This window comes from Tsuneonella sediminis, from assembly GCF_051912845.1.
GTDB classification, from domain to species: Bacteria; Pseudomonadota; Alphaproteobacteria; order Sphingomonadales; family Sphingomonadaceae; genus Tsuneonella; species Tsuneonella sediminis.
Map to the genome: position 1 here is coordinate 1,595,650 of NZ_JBNCBU010000001.1, position 18,329 is coordinate 1,613,978.

Consider the following 18,329-nt stretch of genomic DNA (forward strand, 5'->3'; position numbering starts at 1 on the left):
TTGGCACAAAGGGCACGGCGCCGGAAGGCGTCAGTTGGTTCGCGAGGCTTCGGGAGGATGACGCCGTTCCGCACGAAACCGGGCGGCGGCGGATCGTGCTAGCGCAAGCTCCACCGCCCCCGGGTGACCGGGGTGGTGGTAGTCAGTGCAGGAGCGCGGCCGCAGATCATCGCTGCCGGCATAGCCGCGAAGGAGCGCGTTCTCAAGCCGTGAACCGGCGGGCACCATGGTCGGTGCCCATCCGGCGCGTTCCTGCAAGGGCCGCCGAACGGTGGCGCACCCCTTCGGTGAAACGCCATTCGCAGCTCGCCCGCGCTGGCGTGAGTTCCACCGCCATGTAGCCGCGTTCCGACACCTCGGACCACTTGAGCTGCGGGTTCTTCGCGACGAGCGCGGCGGCCAGATCGGCGGGGGCGATGCCCTGGAAATAGGCTTCCGCGCCCGGCGAGGTGACCGAATGGCCGGCAAACTCCACCCCGGCTCCGCCGAGTTCGCAGGCCCAGGCGTTGTGGCTGTCACCCGACAGCACGACGAGATTCGCCTCGGCCTCGCGCGCTGCGGCCAGCAGCCGATCGCGCGCGGCGGGATATCCGTCCCACGCGTCCATGTTGAACGGGAGACCGGCGTCCGACACGGCTGTCGCCACCGCCATGCGGCCGGAAAACGTCTTCGCGAGGTCCGGCTCTAGCCTCAGATCGATCGCGGTCGGCAGGCGCAGCGCGCCCATGACCACCGGCTGCACGAGGACCTGCCACCGGCGCCCCGCGCGCACCGACGCGGCCATCGTCGCTGCGACCCACCGCTCCTGCGTGTCACCCAGCAGCGTGCGGGATGGGTCGCGCCACGCACCGCCGCGGAAAGACTCGAGCGCGCTGGCCAGGCGATCGGGCGATAGGCCGCGGGCGAGCGAGGACAGGTCGAGCGGCCTGTCTCGGGCGGTGATGCGGGTTTCCACGCGCAGCAGTGTCGCGAGATCGCCGATGTCGTAGCCCGCCCACGGCGCGTCCGAGACCGGCATCCATTCGCTGCGCGCCGTCATTGCCGCCGCAGTGCGCGCGGTCCACGGGCCCTCGCTTGCCGGTTGATGGTTTTCCGCCCCGCCCTTCCACGAATCATTCGCTGTCTCGTGATCGTCGAAGATCGCGATCATCGGATACAGCTGGTGCAGCCGCTGCAGGTCGGGATCGCGGCGGTAGCTGGCATAGCGCAGGCGATAGTCGGCGAGGTACACGGTCTCGCCCGGCGGTTCGGCAAGCCGCCCGGCAACTCGCTGCCTTTCGGTCGGGTAAGTGCCTGGACCGTATTCGTAGAAGTAGTCGCCGAGGTGAACGGCGAGGTCGAATTCGTCGGCCTCGTTCGCATGGGCGTAGGCGTTGAAGTGGCCGAAGCCGAGATTAGAGCAGCTGAAAACCGCCATCCGGAAGCGGTCGGTCGCCCCCTCGGGCAAGGTCCGCGTGCGTCCGGTAGCCGACATCGTGCCGTCCGGGGCGACGAAACGGTAGTAGTACCACCGGCCCGGCTCGAGCCCATCCGCCACCGCCTTGGCGCACCAGTCGCGGTCAGGGGACGCCTCCACCTCGCCCCCGGCAACGGTGCGGGAAAAAGCGTTGGTTTCGGCCAGCTCGTAGCGCAGCCGCGTGGGCGCGGTCCCGACGTAGCGCGTCCACAACAGGACTGATCGGGCCTGCGGCTCCCCGCTCGCCACGCCGTGGGTGAACCCGCCCCCGATACCGGCGGAAAGCGGCGCCGCGGCGAACCCCGCCGCAAGGAAGCTGCCCTGGAGCAAACGCCGCCGATCAAGCATCGCGAGCGGGCTCGAGGCAGGCGGCGGGGCGGAAGATTCGCGCATCAGCGTAGTCTCCGTTGGCCACGGGACTGCGTCAATGGACACCATGTCATCGCACGCGGCTGGAGCGCCAGGCGTGACTGGAAAGCAAACTTGACACCCCACCTTTAATATGACAAACAACCTTTACATCATGAAAAGGGAATTTGACATGAGCCAGATCTACAAGGCGCTTGTTCTTGGTGCAGCGATGATCGGCCTCGCGCTTCTCGCGGTATACGGGCTCGTTCCCGAATGGGCCGGCGAATACGGTCCGATCGCGCTTCTCGCGCTGTTCCCCGGCGCCTGGATCGGAAGCGGCCGGACTGGCTGCCGGTGCAAGCCCGGGATGGCCTGAGGATGGCCGCGGTCGGCGACCTTTGGCGCTCGCCCCCGTTCTGGGCACTTCTCGCGTTCGCAGCGTTCGGCGCGGTCGTCATGCTCGCACTCGCCCAGGCGATCGGAAAGCCGGTCGCGGTCGTCTCGCTGATCGTTCCTGCCGCGCTCTTCTATCGGGCGCTTCGGCTCACAGGCGATCCGTCACGCGACGCGGCATGCGGTAACCGGGGCAAAGCCCGGCAGCGCTATACCCGACGCATCATGGCCTTCACCGCAGTTTACCTGCTCGCCTTCGCATTGCAGACGATGGTCAGTGCCGAGGATTCGGCGTCGGTCGGCCTGCGGGCCGCGCTGGCCGTGCTGCCGGCGCTTGCGGTCCTTGGCGTGTTCTGGTCGATTGGTCGCTTGATCGTCGAGGAGACCGACGAGTTCCAGCGCATGCTCGTCGTGCGGCAGGTGCTCATCGCGACGGCCCTCGCGCTGGGCACGGCGACACTGTGGGGCTTTCTCGAGGCCGCCGAGGTCGTCCCCCATGTCGATGCATACTGGGTCGCCGTCGTCTGGTTCTTCGGCCAGATGCTCGGCGCGGTCGCCAACCGCATTGCCTACGGGTCGTGGGGGGCGCTTTGAAGAACCGCCTCAGGGTCCTCAGGGCGGAGCGCGACTGGAGCCAGCAGGACCTCGCCCAGCGACTCGGGGTGTCCCGGCAAAGCGTCAACGCGATCGAGACGGGACGCTACGATCCGTCCCTTCCCCTTGCGTTTCGCATTGCCGCGGTCTTCGCCCTTGCCATAGAGGACGTGTTCGAGCCGGATCCTGGAGATTGCGCCAATGCCTAGGCTGACCGCCGTCGTGCTGGCCCTGCTCGCCGCCGCGTGCGATCGAAACGATCGGCAGGACGGGCGGGACGGCGAAAGCAGGCCACCCGTGTTGCTTCCACTGATCGAATAACCGCGGCTTGCCAATCCGGCGCGCCCGCGGGCATGGTCCGGGCATGGTCCCGGTTTCGTTCCACGTGATGCCCGATGGTCGCCGGATCGCCTACCGGCTCATCGCGGGCCGGGGGCCGGCGTTCGTTTTTCTGCCCGGCTACATGTCGGACATGACCGGCGGCAAGGCGACAGCGCTGGCCGACTGGGCACGGGACCAGGGGCGCGCGTGCCTCCTGGTCGACTATTCCGGCTGCGGCGAATCGGACGGGGACTTCGCCGACGGGACGCTGTCTCGCTGGACCGACGAGGTAGTCGCGCTCGTCGAGGCGTTGATCGACGGGCCGGCCATCCTCGTCGGTTCCTCCATGGGCGGCTGGCTGATGCTGCTCGCCGGCTTGCGACTTGGCGCGCGGGTGGAAGGCCTCGTCGGCATTGCCGCCGCTCCCGACTTCACCGAGTGGGGATACAGCGAGCAGGACAAGTCGCGCCTAGCGGCGGGCGAAACGGTCTTCGATACCAATCCCTACGGGCCGGAGCCGACCCCGATGCACCCGCGTTTCTGGGCCGACGGGCAAGCCGGACTGCTGTTGGACCGCGAGATCGCGATCGATTGCCCGGTGCGGCTGATCCACGGGATGCGAGACGACGACGTGCCGTGGGAAGTATCGCGCCGCCTTGTCGATGCTCTGCGTTCGAGCGACGTTCACCTGCTGCTGGTCAAGGACGGGGACCACCGGCTGAGCCGCGACCAGGACATCGCGATGCTCTTGCGCGTGGCCCGATTGCTCTCATCTGGAGACCCATGCTCGAGCTCCTCCTCCCCGTCGCCCTGATGCAGGTCGGCATCGCGCCGACCGCTTCGCCGGTCACCGCGGTTCCGCCTGAGTTGCAGGACCGTCCCCCCCGCGAGGCGGTGCGCACCGCCCCGATGCTCGACCGGTCAGCGAGCCGGGCAGCGATCGACCTTTGCCTCGACACCGCGCGCAGCGATCCGGGAAAGGCGCGCGCCTTTGCGGAAGAGTGGGTCGCGCGCACCGACGGGCTGCAGCGCGCCACGGGACGCCACTGCCTTGGTGTCGCGGCAGGAAACCAGGGCGACTGGGCGGCGGCGGCGGCTGCATTCCTGGCGGCACGCGACGAGGCGGACGACACCGGTTTCAGGGCGCGGATGGGTGCGCTTGCCGGCAGCGCGATGCTGGCGGACGCACGGTTCGCCGATGCCCTTTCGGCGCTCGACACGGCGCGGGAGGCAGCGGCGGGAGATGCGGTCCTCGTCGGCGCGGTCGCGCTCGACCGGGGGGCCGCGCTGGTCGCCCTCGGCCGCGAGGGCGAAGCCGCCACGGCGCTGAGCGAAGCGCGCGCCATGGTCCCCGGCGATGCGCAGGCTTGGCTTCTGTCGGCCACGCTGGCCCGGAGGCAGGGCGATCTCATGGCGGCACAGCAGCACATCGAGCGCGCCGCCCTGATCGAGCCGCGCGATCCCGCCATCGGGCTCGAAGCGGGGGTGATCGCCGCGCTCGGCGGCAGGGATGATGCGGCAAGGCAGTCGTTCGCTTCGGTCGTCGCGGCCTTCCCGGGCAGTCCCCAGGCCGCCGCGGCGAACACGTATCTGGCGCAGCTCGAGGAATGATCCCGCTTTCGGTTCTCGACCTCGTGCCGGTGCGCGAGGGCGGCACGCTGGCGGACGCGTACGCTGCCACGGCGCGCCTCGCCCAAGCGGCGGAGCGGCACGGGTACAGGCGGTTCTGGATCGCCGAGCACCATACGATGGAAGGGATCGGAGGTGCCGCGACCTCTGTCGTGATCGGCCACGTCGGCAATGCCACCCGCACCATCCGCATCGGGTCGGGCGGAATCATGCTTCCCAACCACAACCCGTTTGTCATCGCCGAGCAGTTCGGCACGCTCGACGCGCTGTTCCCCGGACGGATCGACCTCGGGCTCGGCCGGGCGCCCGGCGCGGGGCCGGAGCTTCAGCGCGCGCTGCGAAAGAACCTTCACCAGGCGTCCGAGTTTTTTCCGCAGGACGTGGCGGAGCTGCGCGCGCTGTTCGACGGTGACCCGCAGCTCGGAGTGCAGGCGATCCCGGGACGCGGCGCGCGGGTCGAGATGTGGATGCTGGGCTCGAGCCTGTTCGGCGCCGACCTCGCGGCCAGGCTCGGCATGCCTTACGCCTTCGCCTCGCACTTCGCGCCCGACCACCTCGACGCTGCGCTGAAACTCTATCGCGAGCGGTTCCAGCCGTCCGACTGGCTCGAGAGACCGCATGCGATGGCGGCAATGACCGTGTTCGCGGCGGAGACCGATGCGGAGGCCGAATTGCTCGCCTCCAGCCAGCAGCAGAGTTTCGTCGCGCTGCGAACCGGGCGCCCGGGCAAGCTTCCTCCGCCGGTGGACAACTACCGCGCGGGCCTTCCGGCCCAGGCCCAGTCGCTGCTCGCGCACATCGGGCAGGCGAGCGCAATCGGGTCGCCCGCAACGGTGCGCGAGACGATCGGCCGCTTCGTCGAGCGCACCGGGGCAGACGAGATTATCGTTTCCGGCGCGACGTTCGACCCGGAGGCGCGCGAACGGTCGCTCGAGCTGACTGTCGAGGCGCTGTCCGGATAAACCGGGCGCGTCACGCGTAGTGGAAATGCGGCGGGCCCTCACGCAGACTTGCGAGGCTCGGCGCATGAGCGTAACGCGCGCCACATTGCTGCGACACGCGGCAACAAAATAATAGCGACCCGCGCGCGACCGACGGGTCGACGGAGCACGCAGGATGGCCGCCAAAGTCCCGAGTTCGAACCCCGATTCGCCGCGCCGCAAGCGGAGCGGCGCCTGCGCCGAAACGCTGGCCGAACGGATGCGCGATTCGCTGTTGCCCGACGATCGCGCGCTGGAAGCCAAGCGCGTGCTCGAAGCGGCCGAATTCGTCATCGAAGCCGCCAGGTGCCGCGAGCCGGGAGAGCCGGTCATCGAAATCGCCTCGGCGAGCGAGGAACGCCGCTTCATGCGGCTGGCTCTGATCAACGACGACATGCCGTTCCTCGTCGATTCGATCGCCTCGACGATTGCCGCCCACGGCCTGTCGATCGACCGCCTGCTGCACCCCGTGGTGCCGGTCCGGCGCGATGCGAAGGGCAATCTCACGGCGCTTCCCGAGGGCGGCGATGCGAGCGGGGCGGCGCGCGAATCGATGATCTACATCGAGACGCCGCGAGCCGACGCGCGCCAGCGCCGCGAGCTCCTGCGCGACCTCAAGGTCACGCTGGCCGACGTACACGCCGCAGTCGCCGACTGGCCGAAGATGCGCGAGGTGCTGCTCGACGATGCCGCACAGCTCGCCGACAGCGAAGGCGCGGCCCTGCTGCGCTGGCTCGAAGACGGGATGCTGACCCAGCTCGGCCACCTGACCCGCCGGCGCGACGGCAGCCAGACCTCGATGCTTGGCATCTGTCGCAAGAGCGCGCGGGCAATCCTCGCCGACCCCAGCTACGAGCGGGCCTTCGCGTGGTTCGACGACGCCGGGGCCGGGCGCGGCCGGGCACCGCTGATCGTCAAGGCGAACCGGATATCCAACGTCCACCGGCGGGTTCCGCTCGACCTGTTCATCGTCCCGGTGATCGAGAGCGGAAAGGTCGCCGCGCTGTCGATTCACGCGGGTGTATGGACCAGCGCCTCGCTCGCGACCCCACCGGCGCAGGTGCCGCGCCTGCGCACTCAGCTGGCCGATCTCACCGCGAAGTTCGGATTCGATCCACACGGCCACGCCGGCAAGGCGCTGGTCCACGCGCTGACCGCGCTGCCACATGACCTCGTGATCGGCTTTTCAGACGACGACATCGAACGCGTTGCGACGACGATGATGAGCCTGGTCGACCGGCCGCGCCCGCGGCTCGCGCTCGTCGAGGCGCCGCTCAGCCGTCACCTCTTCGCGTTCGTCTGGCTGCCACGCGACATGCTCTCGACCCAGGTGCGCAACCGCATCGAGGACCTGCTCGAGGAAGGATCGGGCGCCAAGGCGCTCGACTGGAGCCTGCAGGTCGAAGGCGGCAACCTGGCGATGCTGCGCTACGTGCTCGACTATCGCGAAAGCACCGGCGCGCCAGACGCCGACGGGATCGAGGCGTCGATCCAGGCGCTGCTGCGCGGATGGGGCGAAGCGGTCGAGAGCGAACTCGTCGCGACGGGCGAGGAGACCTCTCGCGCCGCGGCGCTGGCGGCGCGTTTCGCCGAAAGCTTCCCGACCGCCTACCGCGCTGCCTACGGGCCGGGCGAGGCCGCGCAGGACGTGCGCCGGCTTCGCCGCCTCGCCGCGCTCGATTCCGAGGACGACGGCGCGCTGCCGATGCGCGACGTGCGTCTGTTCCGCATGCCGGGCGACAAGCCCGGGCGGTTGCGGCTGAAGGTCTACCAGATGTCCGGTGCGCTCGCGCTGTCGGACGCGGTGCCCGCGCTCGAGAACTTCGGTTTCCGCGTGCTCGAGGAAGTGCCCACGCCGCTCGGCGCGGGCGAGGACGGGGTCGGCCGGTTCGGGACCATCCACGATTTCACGCTGGAACTCGGCGAAGGGGACACGGCCGAGCCGCTGCTCGACCGCGCGATGCAGATCGAGGAGGCGATCGCCGACGTTCTCAACGGCGCGGCGGAGGACGATCCGTTCAACCGCCTCGTGCTCGGGACCGGATTGTCGTCCCACGAAGCAGACTGGCTCCGCGCGTTCTATCGCTATCTGCGGCAGACCGGCATGGGCTTCACGATCTACACGGTCGTCGATGCGCTTCGCCGCGCGCCACAGGTTACCGTACCGCTCGTCTCGCTGTTCGCGGCGCGCCACGATCCGGCATTCGATGGCGACCGCGATGCGGCGGCTGCGAGGCATCTGGGATCGATCCGCCAGGGCCTGACCCAGGTCGCGGCGATCAACGACGATCGTCTGCTGCGGCTCTACCAGGAGGCGATCTCGGCGGTCCTGCGGACCAACGCGTTCGCTCCCGCGGCGCGCGAAGCGCTGGCGCTCAAGTTCGATTCCGCGCTGGTTCCCGGCCTTCCCAAGCCCGTGCCATGGCGAGAGATCTTCGTCTATTCGCGGAGGGTCGAGGGTATCCACCTGCGCGCGGGTCCGATCGCCCGCGGCGGCCTGCGCTGGTCCGACAGGCGCGACGACTTCCGTACCGAGATCCTCGGCCTGATGAAGGCACAGCGGGTCAAGAACGCGGTCATCGTTCCCACCGGGGCGAAGGGCGGGTTCTATCCCAAGCAATTGCCCAACCCGGCGCGCGACCGCGAGGCATGGGCGGCCGAAGGCCGCGCCAGCTACGAGATCTTCATCCGCACGCTGCTGTCGATCACCGACAACATAGAGGACGGCAAGGTCGTCCATCCCGCCGACGTCGTCGTCCACGACGGAGAAGACCCCTATTTCGTCGTCGCTGCCGACAAGGGCACGGCGACCTTTTCCGACATCGCCAACGGGATCGCCGAAGCGCGCGACTTCTGGCTCGACGATGCCTTCGCCAGCGGCGGCTCGAACGGATACGACCACAAGGCGATGGGGATCACCGCGAAGGGCGCGTGGGTTTCCGTCCAGCGCCACTTCCTCGAGATGGGCATCGACGTCCAAGCCGATACCACGCGCGTCGTCGGCTGCGGCGACATGTCGGGCGACGTGTTCGGCAACGGCATGCTGCTGTCGAAGGCGATCAAGCTGGTGGCCGCGTTCGATCACCGCCACATCTTCCTCGACCCCGATCCCGACCCGGCCGCGAGCTGGAAGGAGCGAAAGCGGATGTTCGGCCTCGCCCGGTCGAGCTGGGAGGACTACGATCCCAAGCTGATCAGCAAGGGCGGCGGCGTGTTCGCGCGGTCGCTCAAGCGCATCCCGCTTTCGAAGGAGGTCCGCGCGGCACTCGACATCGAGGCGACCGAGATCGAGCCCGAGGCGCTGATCTCGGCGATCCTCAAGGCCCCGGTCGACCTGATCTGGTTCGGCGGCATCGGTACCTACATCAAGGCCAGCCACGAGGCGACCGCGCAGGTCGGCGATCCGGCGAACGATGCGCTGCGGGTCGACGCTAGCGAGGTGCGCGCACGGGTCATCGGCGAAGGGGCCAACCTGGGGATTACGCAAGCGGGCCGGATCGAGTTCGCGCTGATCGGTGGCGACGATGGCCAGGGGGGCCGGATCAACACCGACTTCATCGACAATGCCGCCGGCGTCAACTGCTCGGACAACGAGGTCAACATCAAGATCGCCCTCGCCGCGGCCAAGCGGGCGGGCAAGCTCAGCGAGGCCAAGCGGGTCAAGTTGCTGGAATCGATGACCGACGAGGTCGCCGCCCTGGTGCTCGAAGACAACCGCTTGCAGGCGCTCGCCCTGTCGATCGCACATGCCGGCGGGCCGGAGGCGATGGCCGCCCAGCTCAGCCTGATCGAATCGCTGGAGGCGCGCGGCGCGCTCGATCGCAAGACCGAGGGACTCGCGCCGAGCGACGTTCTCTCGCACCGCGCCAGCGACGGGCAGGGCCTGACGCGAGCCGAGCTTGCCGTTCTACTCTCGTCGACCAAGCTGGTCCTGCAGGACGCGATCGAACAATCTTCGCTGCCGGACGATTCCGCGCTCGACGACCTGCTGGCGGGGTATTTTCCCACCCCCATGCGCAAGGACTTCCGGCGCCAGATCGAGAGCCATCAGCTGCGCCGGGCGATCGTCGCGACCGCCCTTGCCAACCTGGTGATCAACCGGATGGGGCTCGTCCACGTCTTCGAGCTGTCGGACGAGGAGGGGGTCGGCCTTGCCGACGTCTGCGCGTCGTTCGTGGCGGCGGACAAGCTGTTCGGCGTGCAGGCGCTTTGGGCCGAACTCGAGGCGGCCCGGATGCCGGAAGGCGCGCGGATCTACATGTTCCGCCACACCGCAGGCGCGCTGCGCAGCCACATGGCCGACCTGATCCGCGTCGGCGCCAGCACCACCCCGCCCAGCAGGATGATCGCGACGCTCCACAGCCGGATCGAACAGCTGTCGTCCGCCACGGGCGACCTGCTGCCCGATTCCTCGCGCAAGCAGTCCGACGCGCTGATCGCCGAGTTCGTCGCGATGGGCGCGCCCGAAAAACTCGCGGCCAAGGTCGTGCACCTCTACGATCTCGACGGGGCCGTCGGCCTTGCCTCGCTCTCGCAATTGGCCGAAATCGACGCTCGCGCGCTGACCTCGGCCTTCACCGATCTCGGCGACCGGCTCGGCCTCGACTGGGCGCAAGGGACCGCGGCGATGATGAATCCGTCTGACGTCTGGGAACGGATGCTCGTCGCGGGGCTGTCGCGCGACTTTCAGCAGATGCGGCTCGACTTCCTCCGCCGGCTGTCGCGGCGCAAGGGCGCGAAGGACGATCCGGCCGGAGCCGTCGCCACCTGGGCGCAGGAGAATGCGGCCGCCGTGCGCCAGTTCCGCGGCGTGATCGGACGCGCGCAGACTCACAGCCCCGTCGCACCGGCCATGCTCGCGCAGATCGCCAGCCAGGCACGCAACCTGCTCGGCCGGTAGCTACCGGCTTGACGATGGACGGTCCGCTGGCCAAGTCCCCCGCGCATGGATAGCGCGGATGTCGTCATCGTCGGATCGGGCCATGGGGGCGCCCAGGCGGCGATCGCGCTGCGTCAGCAGGGGTTCGACGGGTCGATCCTGATCATCGGCCGCGACCCCGAGCCGCCCTACGAGCGTCCCCCGCTGTCGAAGGAATATCTCGCCCGCGAGAAGCCGTTCGAGCGGATTCTGATCCGCCCACCATCCTTCTGGGAAGAGCGGGGGGTGAGGATCATGGCAGGCACAGCCGTCATCGGGGTTGATCCCGAGGCGCACGTCGTCAAGCTGGGTGGCGGCGGCGAAGTGGGCTACGGCAAGCTCATCTGGTCCGCCGGCGGCGATCCGCGCAGGTTGTCGTGCAGCGGCGCAGACCTTTCGGGCGTGCACGCGGTGCGCGACAAGGCCGATGCCGACAGGATCATGGCCGAGCTGGACCACGGCGCCAGGCGCGTGGTGGTCGTGGGCGGCGGATACATCGGACTCGAGGCTGCCGCCGTGCTCACCAAGCTGGATTGCCGCGTCACCCTTCTCGAGGCGCTGCCGCGCGTTCTTGCGCGCGTGGCGGGAGAGGCGCTGAGCGAGTTCTACCAGGACTTTCACCGCGCCCGCGGAGTCGATTTGCGGCTCGACGCCACGGTCGAGAGGATCGAGGGGGAAAACGGCTGGGTCCGCCGGGTCTTTCTGGCCGACGGTGAAACGATCGACTGCGACATGGTTATCGTCGGAATCGGCATCGTTCCAGCGGCCGGACCGCTGATCGCCGCGGGCGCCGCCGGCGCCAACGGGATCGACGTCGACGAATACTGCCGCACCGTCCTCGACGATATCTACGCGATCGGCGATTGCGCGGCGCACGCCAATCCGTGGGCCGATGGCGCGGTCATCAGGCTCGAATCGGTGCAGAACGCGAACGACATGGCGACGACCGTCGCCCGGCACATTACCGGCACGGAGGAACCCTACCGCGCGTTCCCGTGGTTCTGGTCGAACCAGTTCGACCTCAGGCTGCAGACCGCGGGGCTGTCGATCGGCCACGATGCGACGGTCGTGCGCGGCGACCCGGCCGAGGCAAAATTTTCGGTGATCTACCTCAAGGAAGGCCGGGTGATCGCGCTCGACTGCGTCAACGCGACGAAGGACTACGTCCAGGGCCGCAAGCTGATCGAAGCCCGTGCCGCGCCCGACCCCGCCGCTCTCGCCGACATCGAGCGCCCCCTCAAGGACCTGCTGTAAGCTCGTTCAGGGCCCAGCGCGCGGCCTCGGCGATCACCGGGTCAGGGTCGCCCGTCAGCATTCCAACCTGCGGCAGCAGCGCCCGATCGCCCGAATTGCCGGCCGCGATCAGGCAGTTGCGCACGAACCGGACCCGTCCAACGCGCTTGATCGGACTGCCCGAAAACAGCGAGCGGAACGCCGCGTCGTCGAGCGCGAGCAGTTCGCCGAGGCGCGGCGCAGCCAGTTCGGCGCGCGGCAGGAAAGCACGGTTCGCGGCCGCCGCATCGGCGAACTTGTTCCACGGGCAGACCGCGAGGCAATCGTCGCACCCGTAGATGCGGTTGCCGATGGCCTTGCGGAACTCGTACGGGATCGGACCTGCGTGCTCGATGGTCAGATACGAGATGCAGCGCCGCGCATTGAGCCTGTACGGCCGGGGAAAGGCGTCGGTCGGGCAGGCGCGCTGACACGCGTCGCACGATCCGCAGCGGTCGGGATGCGGTTCATCGGGCACGATCTCGAGCGTCGTGTAGATCGCGCCAAGGAACAGCCACGAGCCGTGCGCGCGGCTTACAAGGTTGGTGTGCTTGCCTTGCCAGCCGATCCCTGCCGCTTCGCCCAGCGGCTTTTCCATTACGGGCGCGGTATCGACGAAGACCTTGACCTTTGCACCGGGCACCTCGGCCACGAGCCAGCGCGCCAGCCGCTTCAGCGCCTTCTTGACCGTGTCGTGGTAGTCTCGGCCCTGGGCATAGACCGAGACCCTGCCGCGGTCCGGATGGGCCTCGAGCGCGAGCGGGTCGGCTTCGGGGGCGTAACTCATGCCCAGCGCGATCACGCTCCGCGCCTCGGGCCACAACCCTTGCGGCGAGCCTCGTTCGTCCGTGCGCCGGTCCATCCAGTCCATCGTTCCGTGATTGCCGCCCGCCAGCCACTGGGACAGCTGTTCGCCGCGGTCGAGCGTCGCGGGCGCGATACCGACCGCGGCGAATCCCTCGACCCGCGCCCGTTCGATCAGCCGTGCCCGCAGATCGGGCGGAACCATGGCGTTAACCAACCTTGGGGTTGCTCCCGTTCACGCCGCAGGGTTAACGCCCGCAGCCATGCACGTCCCGCTAGGCGCAACCGCCGCTCCCGACAACCGGCCCGTCACCCCCGGCATCCCGCTAGCGATCGAGGCGCGCGGGCTCGTCAAGCGGTTCGACGGAACGATCGCAGTCGACGGGGTCGACCTGTCGGTGCCGCAAGGGGCGATCTACGGAGTGCTCGGACCGAACGGCGCCGGCAAGACCACGACGCTGCGCATGCTGCTCGGCATCATCGATCCCGACGAGGGAGTGCGCAGGATATTCGGTCACGAACGCCCGCACGATATCGCCCGGCTGATCGGCTACCTGCCCGAGGAACGCGGGCTTTATCCCTCGATGAAGGCTTACGAGGCGATCGGCTTTCTCGGCGCGCTTCGCGGGATGCGGCTCGCGGAGGCGAAGGCGCGCGGCCGTGCCCTGCTCGAAGAACACGGCCTCGGCCACGCGGCGGATCGTTCGATCCGGCAGCTGTCGAAGGGGATGGCGCAGACGGTGCAATTGCTGGGCACCCTGGTCCATGAGCCGCGTCTCGTCGTCCTCGACGAGCCGTTCAGCGGGCTCGACGCGATCAACCAGGGCAAGCTCGAAGGGATGATCCGCGCGCTGGCCGACACCGGGACCACGGTGATCTTCTCGACCCACGTCATCGCCCACGCCGAGCGGTTGTGCCAGGGCGTGGCGATCATCGCCGGCGGCAAGGTGCCATACGCAGGCAGCGTCGACGCCGCCCGCGACCGGATTCCGGCGCAGGTCCGGCTCGAGACCGAAGCCCGCGAGGGTCCCTGGCGCGCCGCACTGCCGGCAGACGCCCGCGCCGAGGGCAGGTTCTGGACGTTCTCGCTCCCCGAGAGCGGGATCGAGCCGCTGCTTCGCGCCCTGATCGAGGGCGACGCAGGCATCCTTTCGCTGTCGATCGAGCGCGCGGGCCTGCACGATGCCTTCGTGCACATCGCCGGCGAGGCGGCGGCACGCGCGCTCGACGAAGCGAGCCCGGCGGAGCAGGCGCGATGACCCCGCAGCCGGATGACACGCCGATGAGCCGCCTGCCGCTGGCCAAGGCCGCCTTCGTGATCGCCAGGCGCGATTTCGGGGCGATCCTGTTTTCCAAGGCATTCCTGTTCTTTCTCCTCGGGCCGGTCTTTTTCGGCCTGGTCCTCCTCGGCTCGGCCTCGCTCGGCAGAAGCGCGGCCCGGAATGCCGACCCTCCGGTTTTGGCGGTCGTGCTGTCCGGGGAGGAGGCAAGGGCCTTCGAGGCGGCCCACGCCCGGCTGGACAAACGGGTCGAGGTTCCGCGAATCGAGATCGTGGCCGGCAACCGCGCGCCTTCGCCCGCGGCGCTGCTCGGCGAAGGCGACCGGAACTACGGCGCGGTCCTCAGCGGGACGCTCGCCGCGCCCAGGCTGACGGGCACCGCCGAGCGCATCGAGCGCTGGGAGGGGCCGGTCGCGCTGATCGCCGCGGCCGCGCTCGACGGCCCCGGGACCTTCCCTTCGGTCGCGCTCGCCCGCACCAGCACGAGCCAGTCGAGCGAGAAGCGCGCGCGGAGCCAGACGGCAACCGCGGGGCTCACGCTGATGTTTCTCCTCACCATGCTGCTCGCGGGTATGGTCATGTCCAACCTCGTCGAGGAAAAGGCGAACAAGATCATCGAGATCCTTGCCGCCGCGATCCCGATGGACGCGGTGTTCATCGGCAAGCTGTTCGCCATGCTCGGGGTCAGCTTCGTCGGTATCGCGGTGTGGGGCGGGGTAGCGGGGCTCGTTCTCTCGCTTGGTGGCGGTGCGCTCCAGCCGCCCGCGGCGCCAGCGGTCGGGTGGCCGCTCTTCATCCTCTTGTTCTTCGTCTACTTCTCGATGGCCTACCTGCTCATCGGGTCGATCTATCTCACCATCGGGGCGATGGCGCCGACCGTGCGCGACGTGCAGACGCTCTCGCTGCCGGCGACCATGCTGCAACTGGGCGTCTTCTTCCTGGCGACCTATTCGACGAGCAGCCTCGGCTCGCCGGCCGAACTCGCCGCGCTCGGCTTCCCGCTCTCGAACCCCTATGCCATGGTCAGCCGTGCGGCGCAGGAAGCCGCGCTGTGGCCCCATATTCTGGCGCTCGCGTGGCAGGCGCTATGGGTCGCGCTTTTCGTCCGGTTCGGCGCGGGGATGTTCCGGCGCCGCGTGATGAAGTCCGGGCCCTCGCCCGTGAAGAAGCGCGGCATCTTTGCACGCGCACGGGGCTGAGGAAGCCTTCCCCGCGCGGCAATATCGGTCGCATTTAGCAACTGGCTATTGACACTGCAGTAAGTAGGCGCAGGATAGCCCGCGACCAGAGGCGGCCCGCAGGGAGTCGCCCGAACAGGAGAGAGTCGATGGCCACCCAGCCACTCGAAGCGCCCAAGGAATGGACAACCTCGCCCCGCGCCGCCGACGCGCTGGAGGAGGCGCTTCGCAAGAACCCCCAGGCCGTGCCCGAACATACCGAGAAGTGGGACGTCAGCCGGTCGGACATCTACTACGAGGACCGCTGGCAGCCGATCTTCCGCGAGATGCGGGCGGCGGGCGACCTGCACAAGGTCGAAAACACCCCCTTCGGCCCGCACTGGAACGTCGTCAGCCACAGGGCCATCCAGCATATCGAGGCGCTGCCCGAGCTGTATTCGTCAGCCGAGGGCATCACCATTCTCGACCGGCTTACCGACGAGCAGCTGGCAGAGCTCGGCCGCGACCGGTTCGAACTGCCGATGTTCATCGCGATGGACCGGCCCAAGCACACCGGCCAGCGGCGCACTGTCGCGCCCAAGTTCACCCCGTCCAACATGGCCGACATGGAGGACGAGATCCGCCAGCGCACCGGCGAACTGCTCGACACCCTGCCGCGGCGCGAGGTGTTCGACTGGGTCGACACCGTCTCGATCGAGCTGACCACCGGGATGCTCGCGATCCTGTTCGACTTCCCGTGGAAGGACCGCCGGCTGCTCACGTTCTGGTCGGACTGGGCGGGCGACACCGAGATCGGCCTGATCCGCGACCTCGACCTGCAGCGGCAGGGCATCATCCGCGAGATGGGGGCCTATTTCACCCAGCTGTGGATGGAGCGTGCGCAGAAGGAGCCCGGGCCCGACCTCATCTCGATGATGATCCACTCTCCCGCGATGAACCAGATGAGCCCCGAGGAATACATGGGCAACCTCATCCTGCTCATCGTCGGCGGCAACGACACCACCCGCAACACGATGAGCGGGATCGTCCATGCGTTCGACAAGTTCCCCGATCAGCGCAAGCTGTTCGAGGAGCAACCGGACCTCATTCCCAACGCGGTGCAGGAATGCATCCGCTACCAGACCCCGCTCGCCCACATGCGCCGCCAGGCGACCGAGGACAGCGAACTGTTCGGGCACACCGTGAAGGCGGGCGAGAAGCTCATCCTCTGGTACATCTCGGCCAACCGCGACGAGAGCGTGTTCGAGAACCCCGACAGGCTCGACATCACGCGCGAGAACGCCCGCCGTCACCTCGCTTTCGGCTATGGCATCCATCGCTGCGTCGGGGCACGGCTGGCGGAACTGCAACTGCGCGTCCTGCTCGAGGAAATGCACAAGCGGCGCATGCGGGTGCATGTCGCGGGCGACGTCGAACGGGTCCGCGCGAACTTCGTCCACGGCTTCCGCAAGCTGGAAGTCGAGGTCACCGAGTTCTGACGTTCATGCGGGCCGCAGGAAAACCGTGCTATGGTGCCCGCATGACAGTCCGCACATCACGCCGTTCGTTCGTGGCCTGGCTGGGCGCCGGGGCAGCGGTTCCCATCGTTGCAGCCTGCGGCGGTTCGTCGGCGGCCGAGGCGAAGGCGTGGCCCAAGGGGCTGAGCGACGCCCAGTGGAAGGCGAAACTCACCAGGACCCAGTACCGGATCCTGCGCGAGGCGGGCACCGAGCGGCCTTTCTCGAGCCCGCTCGACAAGGAATACCGCAAGGGCACCTTCCTGTGTGCAGGCTGCGGCAACGCGCTCTATTCCTCGGCGACGAAATACGACAGCGGCACCGGCTGGCCAAGCTTCTGGAAACCTCTGCCCGGTGCGATCGCCACCGACACCGATTACAAGATCGGCATTCCGCGGACCGAGGTTCTTTGCGCCGACTGCGGCGGGCACCTCGGCCACGTGTTCAACGACGGACCCAAGCCGACCGGCAAGCGCTACTGCATGAACGGCGCGGCCATGACGTTCCGCCCGGCCTGAGCCGTCGCGCTGGGAACGTAAAAAGGGCGGCGGAGCCGACGCTCCGCCGCCCTTTCGTGTCGTAACGATTGAACGCTTAGCGCACTCGTCCGCGCTGGACCAAATTGACGATTGCCAGCAGCACGATCGCACCGACGATCGCGATGATGAAGCCCGTCAGGTTGAAGGACTGGATCGTACCTTCGATGCCGAAGAGCGCGGATGCCAGCCAGTTGCCGATCACGGCGCCGATGATGCCGACGATGATGTTCCACAGGATACCCATCGACGCGTCACGCGCCATCACCATGCTCGCCAGCCAGCCGGCCACGCCGCCAACGATAATTGCGATAATCCATCCCATTTTCCCGGCACTCCTCTAGTTTTTGCGCCCGAACTTGCTTGTATGCCGGTGAAACGGCGGGCACGGCAAGGCGTTCCCCGACTGCGACCAGTCGGGGGGAAGGGGATGACTTGCGGGTTTGGGCGGACGGAAAGCCGACCGGAGTGCCAGGGGTGAATCAGTACTTGAGCTGACGCTCGTAAAGATCGCGGTAGTGCTGAATGCGCGTGACCCGCAGGCCCTGCATGCCCGACCGGTCGACCGCGCGCTGCCAGGAGGCGAATTCCTCGAGGGTGAGGCCGTAGCGCTCCAGCACCTCGTCGATGGTCAGCAGGCCCCCGTTGACCGCGGCGACCACCTCGGCCTTGCGGCGCACGACCCAGCGCTTGGTATCGGGCGGCGGCAGGTCCTCGATGCCCAGCGGCTCGCCGAGCGGGCCGATGACCTGGGCCGGACGGATTTTCTGGTTCTCGATCATTGCGTTCCCTGGTCGCCCTCGGCCACGTTGTGCGTTGTGGCTGCGGTTATCGTCGCAAGCGGTTTCATGGCCTCTAAACCTACAAGGTTAACAGGTCGTTCGCCGTATTCCTCCCGGCTCGAATCGTGCGGCAGTCCGGTGGCCGCGCGCGCGCCGAAGCTGCTTCCCGCAATCATCGGACGGCAGAGGTGAGCGCGCACGTCGCGGGCGGCGGAAAATCGCGCGGCAAGCTCGCCCCACTCGAGCGGGCGAAGACCCGTGCCGCTTTCCGCGGCGGCCGGCAGGATGGCTGCTTCGAACATTCGCCGCTGATAGACGCCTATCGGTCAAGAAGCGGTA

17 protein-coding genes are annotated in these 18,329 nt (G+C 68.3%); 12 read left to right on the forward strand and 5 right to left on the reverse strand.

What is annotated here, in order from left to right; translation table 11 throughout:
- Positions 1-202: 202 nt before the first annotated feature.
- Positions 203-1,849, reverse strand: coding sequence for an alkaline phosphatase D family protein (locus tag ACPV3N_RS08095; RefSeq protein WP_440116459.1), 1,647 nt, complete (start codon positions 1,847-1,849; stop codon positions 203-205).
- A 148-nt stretch (positions 1,850-1,997) separates the two neighbouring features.
- Here ACPV3N_RS08095 and ACPV3N_RS08100 point away from each other — a divergent pair, with 148 nt between their 5' ends.
- From ACPV3N_RS08100 to ACPV3N_RS08135, 8 genes are all read left to right on the forward strand, one after another.
- Positions 1,998-2,183, forward strand: coding sequence for a hypothetical protein (locus ACPV3N_RS08100; RefSeq protein WP_440116461.1), 186 nt, complete (start codon positions 1,998-2,000; stop codon positions 2,181-2,183).
- Between the two features lie 2 nt (positions 2,184-2,185).
- Positions 2,186-2,794: a hypothetical protein gene (locus ACPV3N_RS08105; protein ID WP_440116463.1), complete on the forward strand. Its 609-nt coding sequence runs from the start codon at positions 2,186-2,188 to the stop codon at positions 2,792-2,794.
- Positions 2,791-3,003: a helix-turn-helix transcriptional regulator gene (locus ACPV3N_RS08110; protein ID WP_440116465.1), complete on the forward strand. Its 213-nt coding sequence runs from the start codon at positions 2,791-2,793 to the stop codon at positions 3,001-3,003. The genes ACPV3N_RS08105 and ACPV3N_RS08110 overlap by 4 nt, the downstream gene beginning before the upstream one ends.
- Before the next feature lie 155 nt (positions 3,004-3,158).
- Positions 3,159-3,929, forward strand: coding sequence for an alpha/beta fold hydrolase (locus ACPV3N_RS08115; protein WP_440116467.1), 771 nt, complete (start codon positions 3,159-3,161; stop codon positions 3,927-3,929).
- Positions 3,899-4,726, forward strand: a complete 828-nt coding sequence (locus ACPV3N_RS08120) for a tetratricopeptide repeat protein (protein WP_440116469.1) — start codon at positions 3,899-3,901, stop codon at positions 4,724-4,726. The genes ACPV3N_RS08115 and ACPV3N_RS08120 overlap by 31 nt, the downstream gene beginning before the upstream one ends.
- A complete protein-coding gene (locus ACPV3N_RS08125; RefSeq protein ID WP_440116471.1) occupies positions 4,723-5,706 on the forward strand; it encodes an LLM class flavin-dependent oxidoreductase in 984 nt (327 codons plus the stop codon). Before ACPV3N_RS08120 ends, ACPV3N_RS08125 begins: the two co-directional genes overlap by 4 nt.
- 154 nt (positions 5,707-5,860) lie before the next feature.
- Positions 5,861-10,624 carry an NAD-glutamate dehydrogenase gene (locus tag ACPV3N_RS08130; RefSeq protein ID WP_440116473.1) on the forward strand — a complete coding sequence of 1,588 codons (4,764 nt, stop codon included), beginning with the start codon at positions 5,861-5,863 and terminating at the stop codon, positions 10,622-10,624.
- 45 nt (positions 10,625-10,669) lie between these two features.
- Complete coding sequence (locus ACPV3N_RS08135; RefSeq protein ID WP_440116475.1) at positions 10,670-11,896, forward strand: NAD(P)/FAD-dependent oxidoreductase; 1,227 nt, start codon at positions 10,670-10,672, stop codon at positions 11,894-11,896.
- Here the strand turns inward: ACPV3N_RS08135 and queG are convergent.
- On the reverse strand, positions 11,880-12,923 hold the full coding sequence (gene queG / locus ACPV3N_RS08140; RefSeq protein WP_440116477.1) for a tRNA epoxyqueuosine(34) reductase QueG: 1,044 nt from the start codon (positions 12,921-12,923) through the stop codon (positions 11,880-11,882). The genes ACPV3N_RS08135 and queG overlap by 17 nt on opposite strands.
- 58 nt (positions 12,924-12,981) lie before the next feature.
- Here queG and ACPV3N_RS08145 point away from each other — a divergent pair, with 58 nt between their 5' ends.
- The 4 genes from ACPV3N_RS08145 (at position 12,982) to msrB (ending at position 17,190) form a co-directional block, all read left to right on the forward strand.
- The gene (locus ACPV3N_RS08145) at positions 12,982-13,977 is read left to right on the forward strand and encodes an ABC transporter ATP-binding protein (RefSeq protein WP_440116479.1); all 996 of its coding nucleotides are present in this window, start codon (positions 12,982-12,984) and stop codon (positions 13,975-13,977) included.
- Positions 13,974-15,197, forward strand: a complete 1,224-nt coding sequence (locus tag ACPV3N_RS08150) for an ABC transporter permease (protein ID WP_440116481.1) — start codon at positions 13,974-13,976, stop codon at positions 15,195-15,197. Before ACPV3N_RS08145 ends, ACPV3N_RS08150 begins: the two co-directional genes overlap by 4 nt.
- Before the next feature lie 128 nt (positions 15,198-15,325).
- A complete protein-coding gene (locus ACPV3N_RS08155) occupies positions 15,326-16,654 on the forward strand; it encodes a cytochrome P450 (RefSeq protein WP_440116483.1) in 1,329 nt (442 codons plus the stop codon).
- 41 nt (positions 16,655-16,695) lie between these two features.
- The gene (gene msrB, locus ACPV3N_RS08160) at positions 16,696-17,190 is read left to right on the forward strand and encodes a peptide-methionine (R)-S-oxide reductase MsrB (RefSeq protein ID WP_440116485.1); all 495 of its coding nucleotides are present in this window, start codon (positions 16,696-16,698) and stop codon (positions 17,188-17,190) included.
- A 76-nt stretch (positions 17,191-17,266) separates the two neighbouring features.
- Here msrB and ACPV3N_RS08165 read toward each other — a convergent pair whose 3' ends face one another.
- The 3 genes from ACPV3N_RS08165 to ACPV3N_RS08175 all read right to left on the reverse strand — a co-directional run bounded on the left by ACPV3N_RS08165 (position 17,267) and on the right by ACPV3N_RS08175 (position 18,292).
- Complete coding sequence (locus tag ACPV3N_RS08165; protein ID WP_259960524.1) at positions 17,267-17,533, reverse strand: GlsB/YeaQ/YmgE family stress response membrane protein; 267 nt, start codon at positions 17,531-17,533, stop codon at positions 17,267-17,269.
- A gap of 157 nt (positions 17,534-17,690) precedes the next feature.
- Complete coding sequence (gene sciP / locus ACPV3N_RS08170) at positions 17,691-17,990, reverse strand: CtrA inhibitor SciP (protein WP_259960525.1); 300 nt, start codon at positions 17,988-17,990, stop codon at positions 17,691-17,693.
- Positions 17,987-18,292: a hypothetical protein gene (locus ACPV3N_RS08175; RefSeq protein ID WP_440116488.1), complete on the reverse strand. Its 306-nt coding sequence runs from the start codon at positions 18,290-18,292 to the stop codon at positions 17,987-17,989. The genes sciP and ACPV3N_RS08175 overlap by 4 nt, the downstream gene beginning before the upstream one ends.
- Positions 18,293-18,329 lie beyond the last annotated feature (37 nt).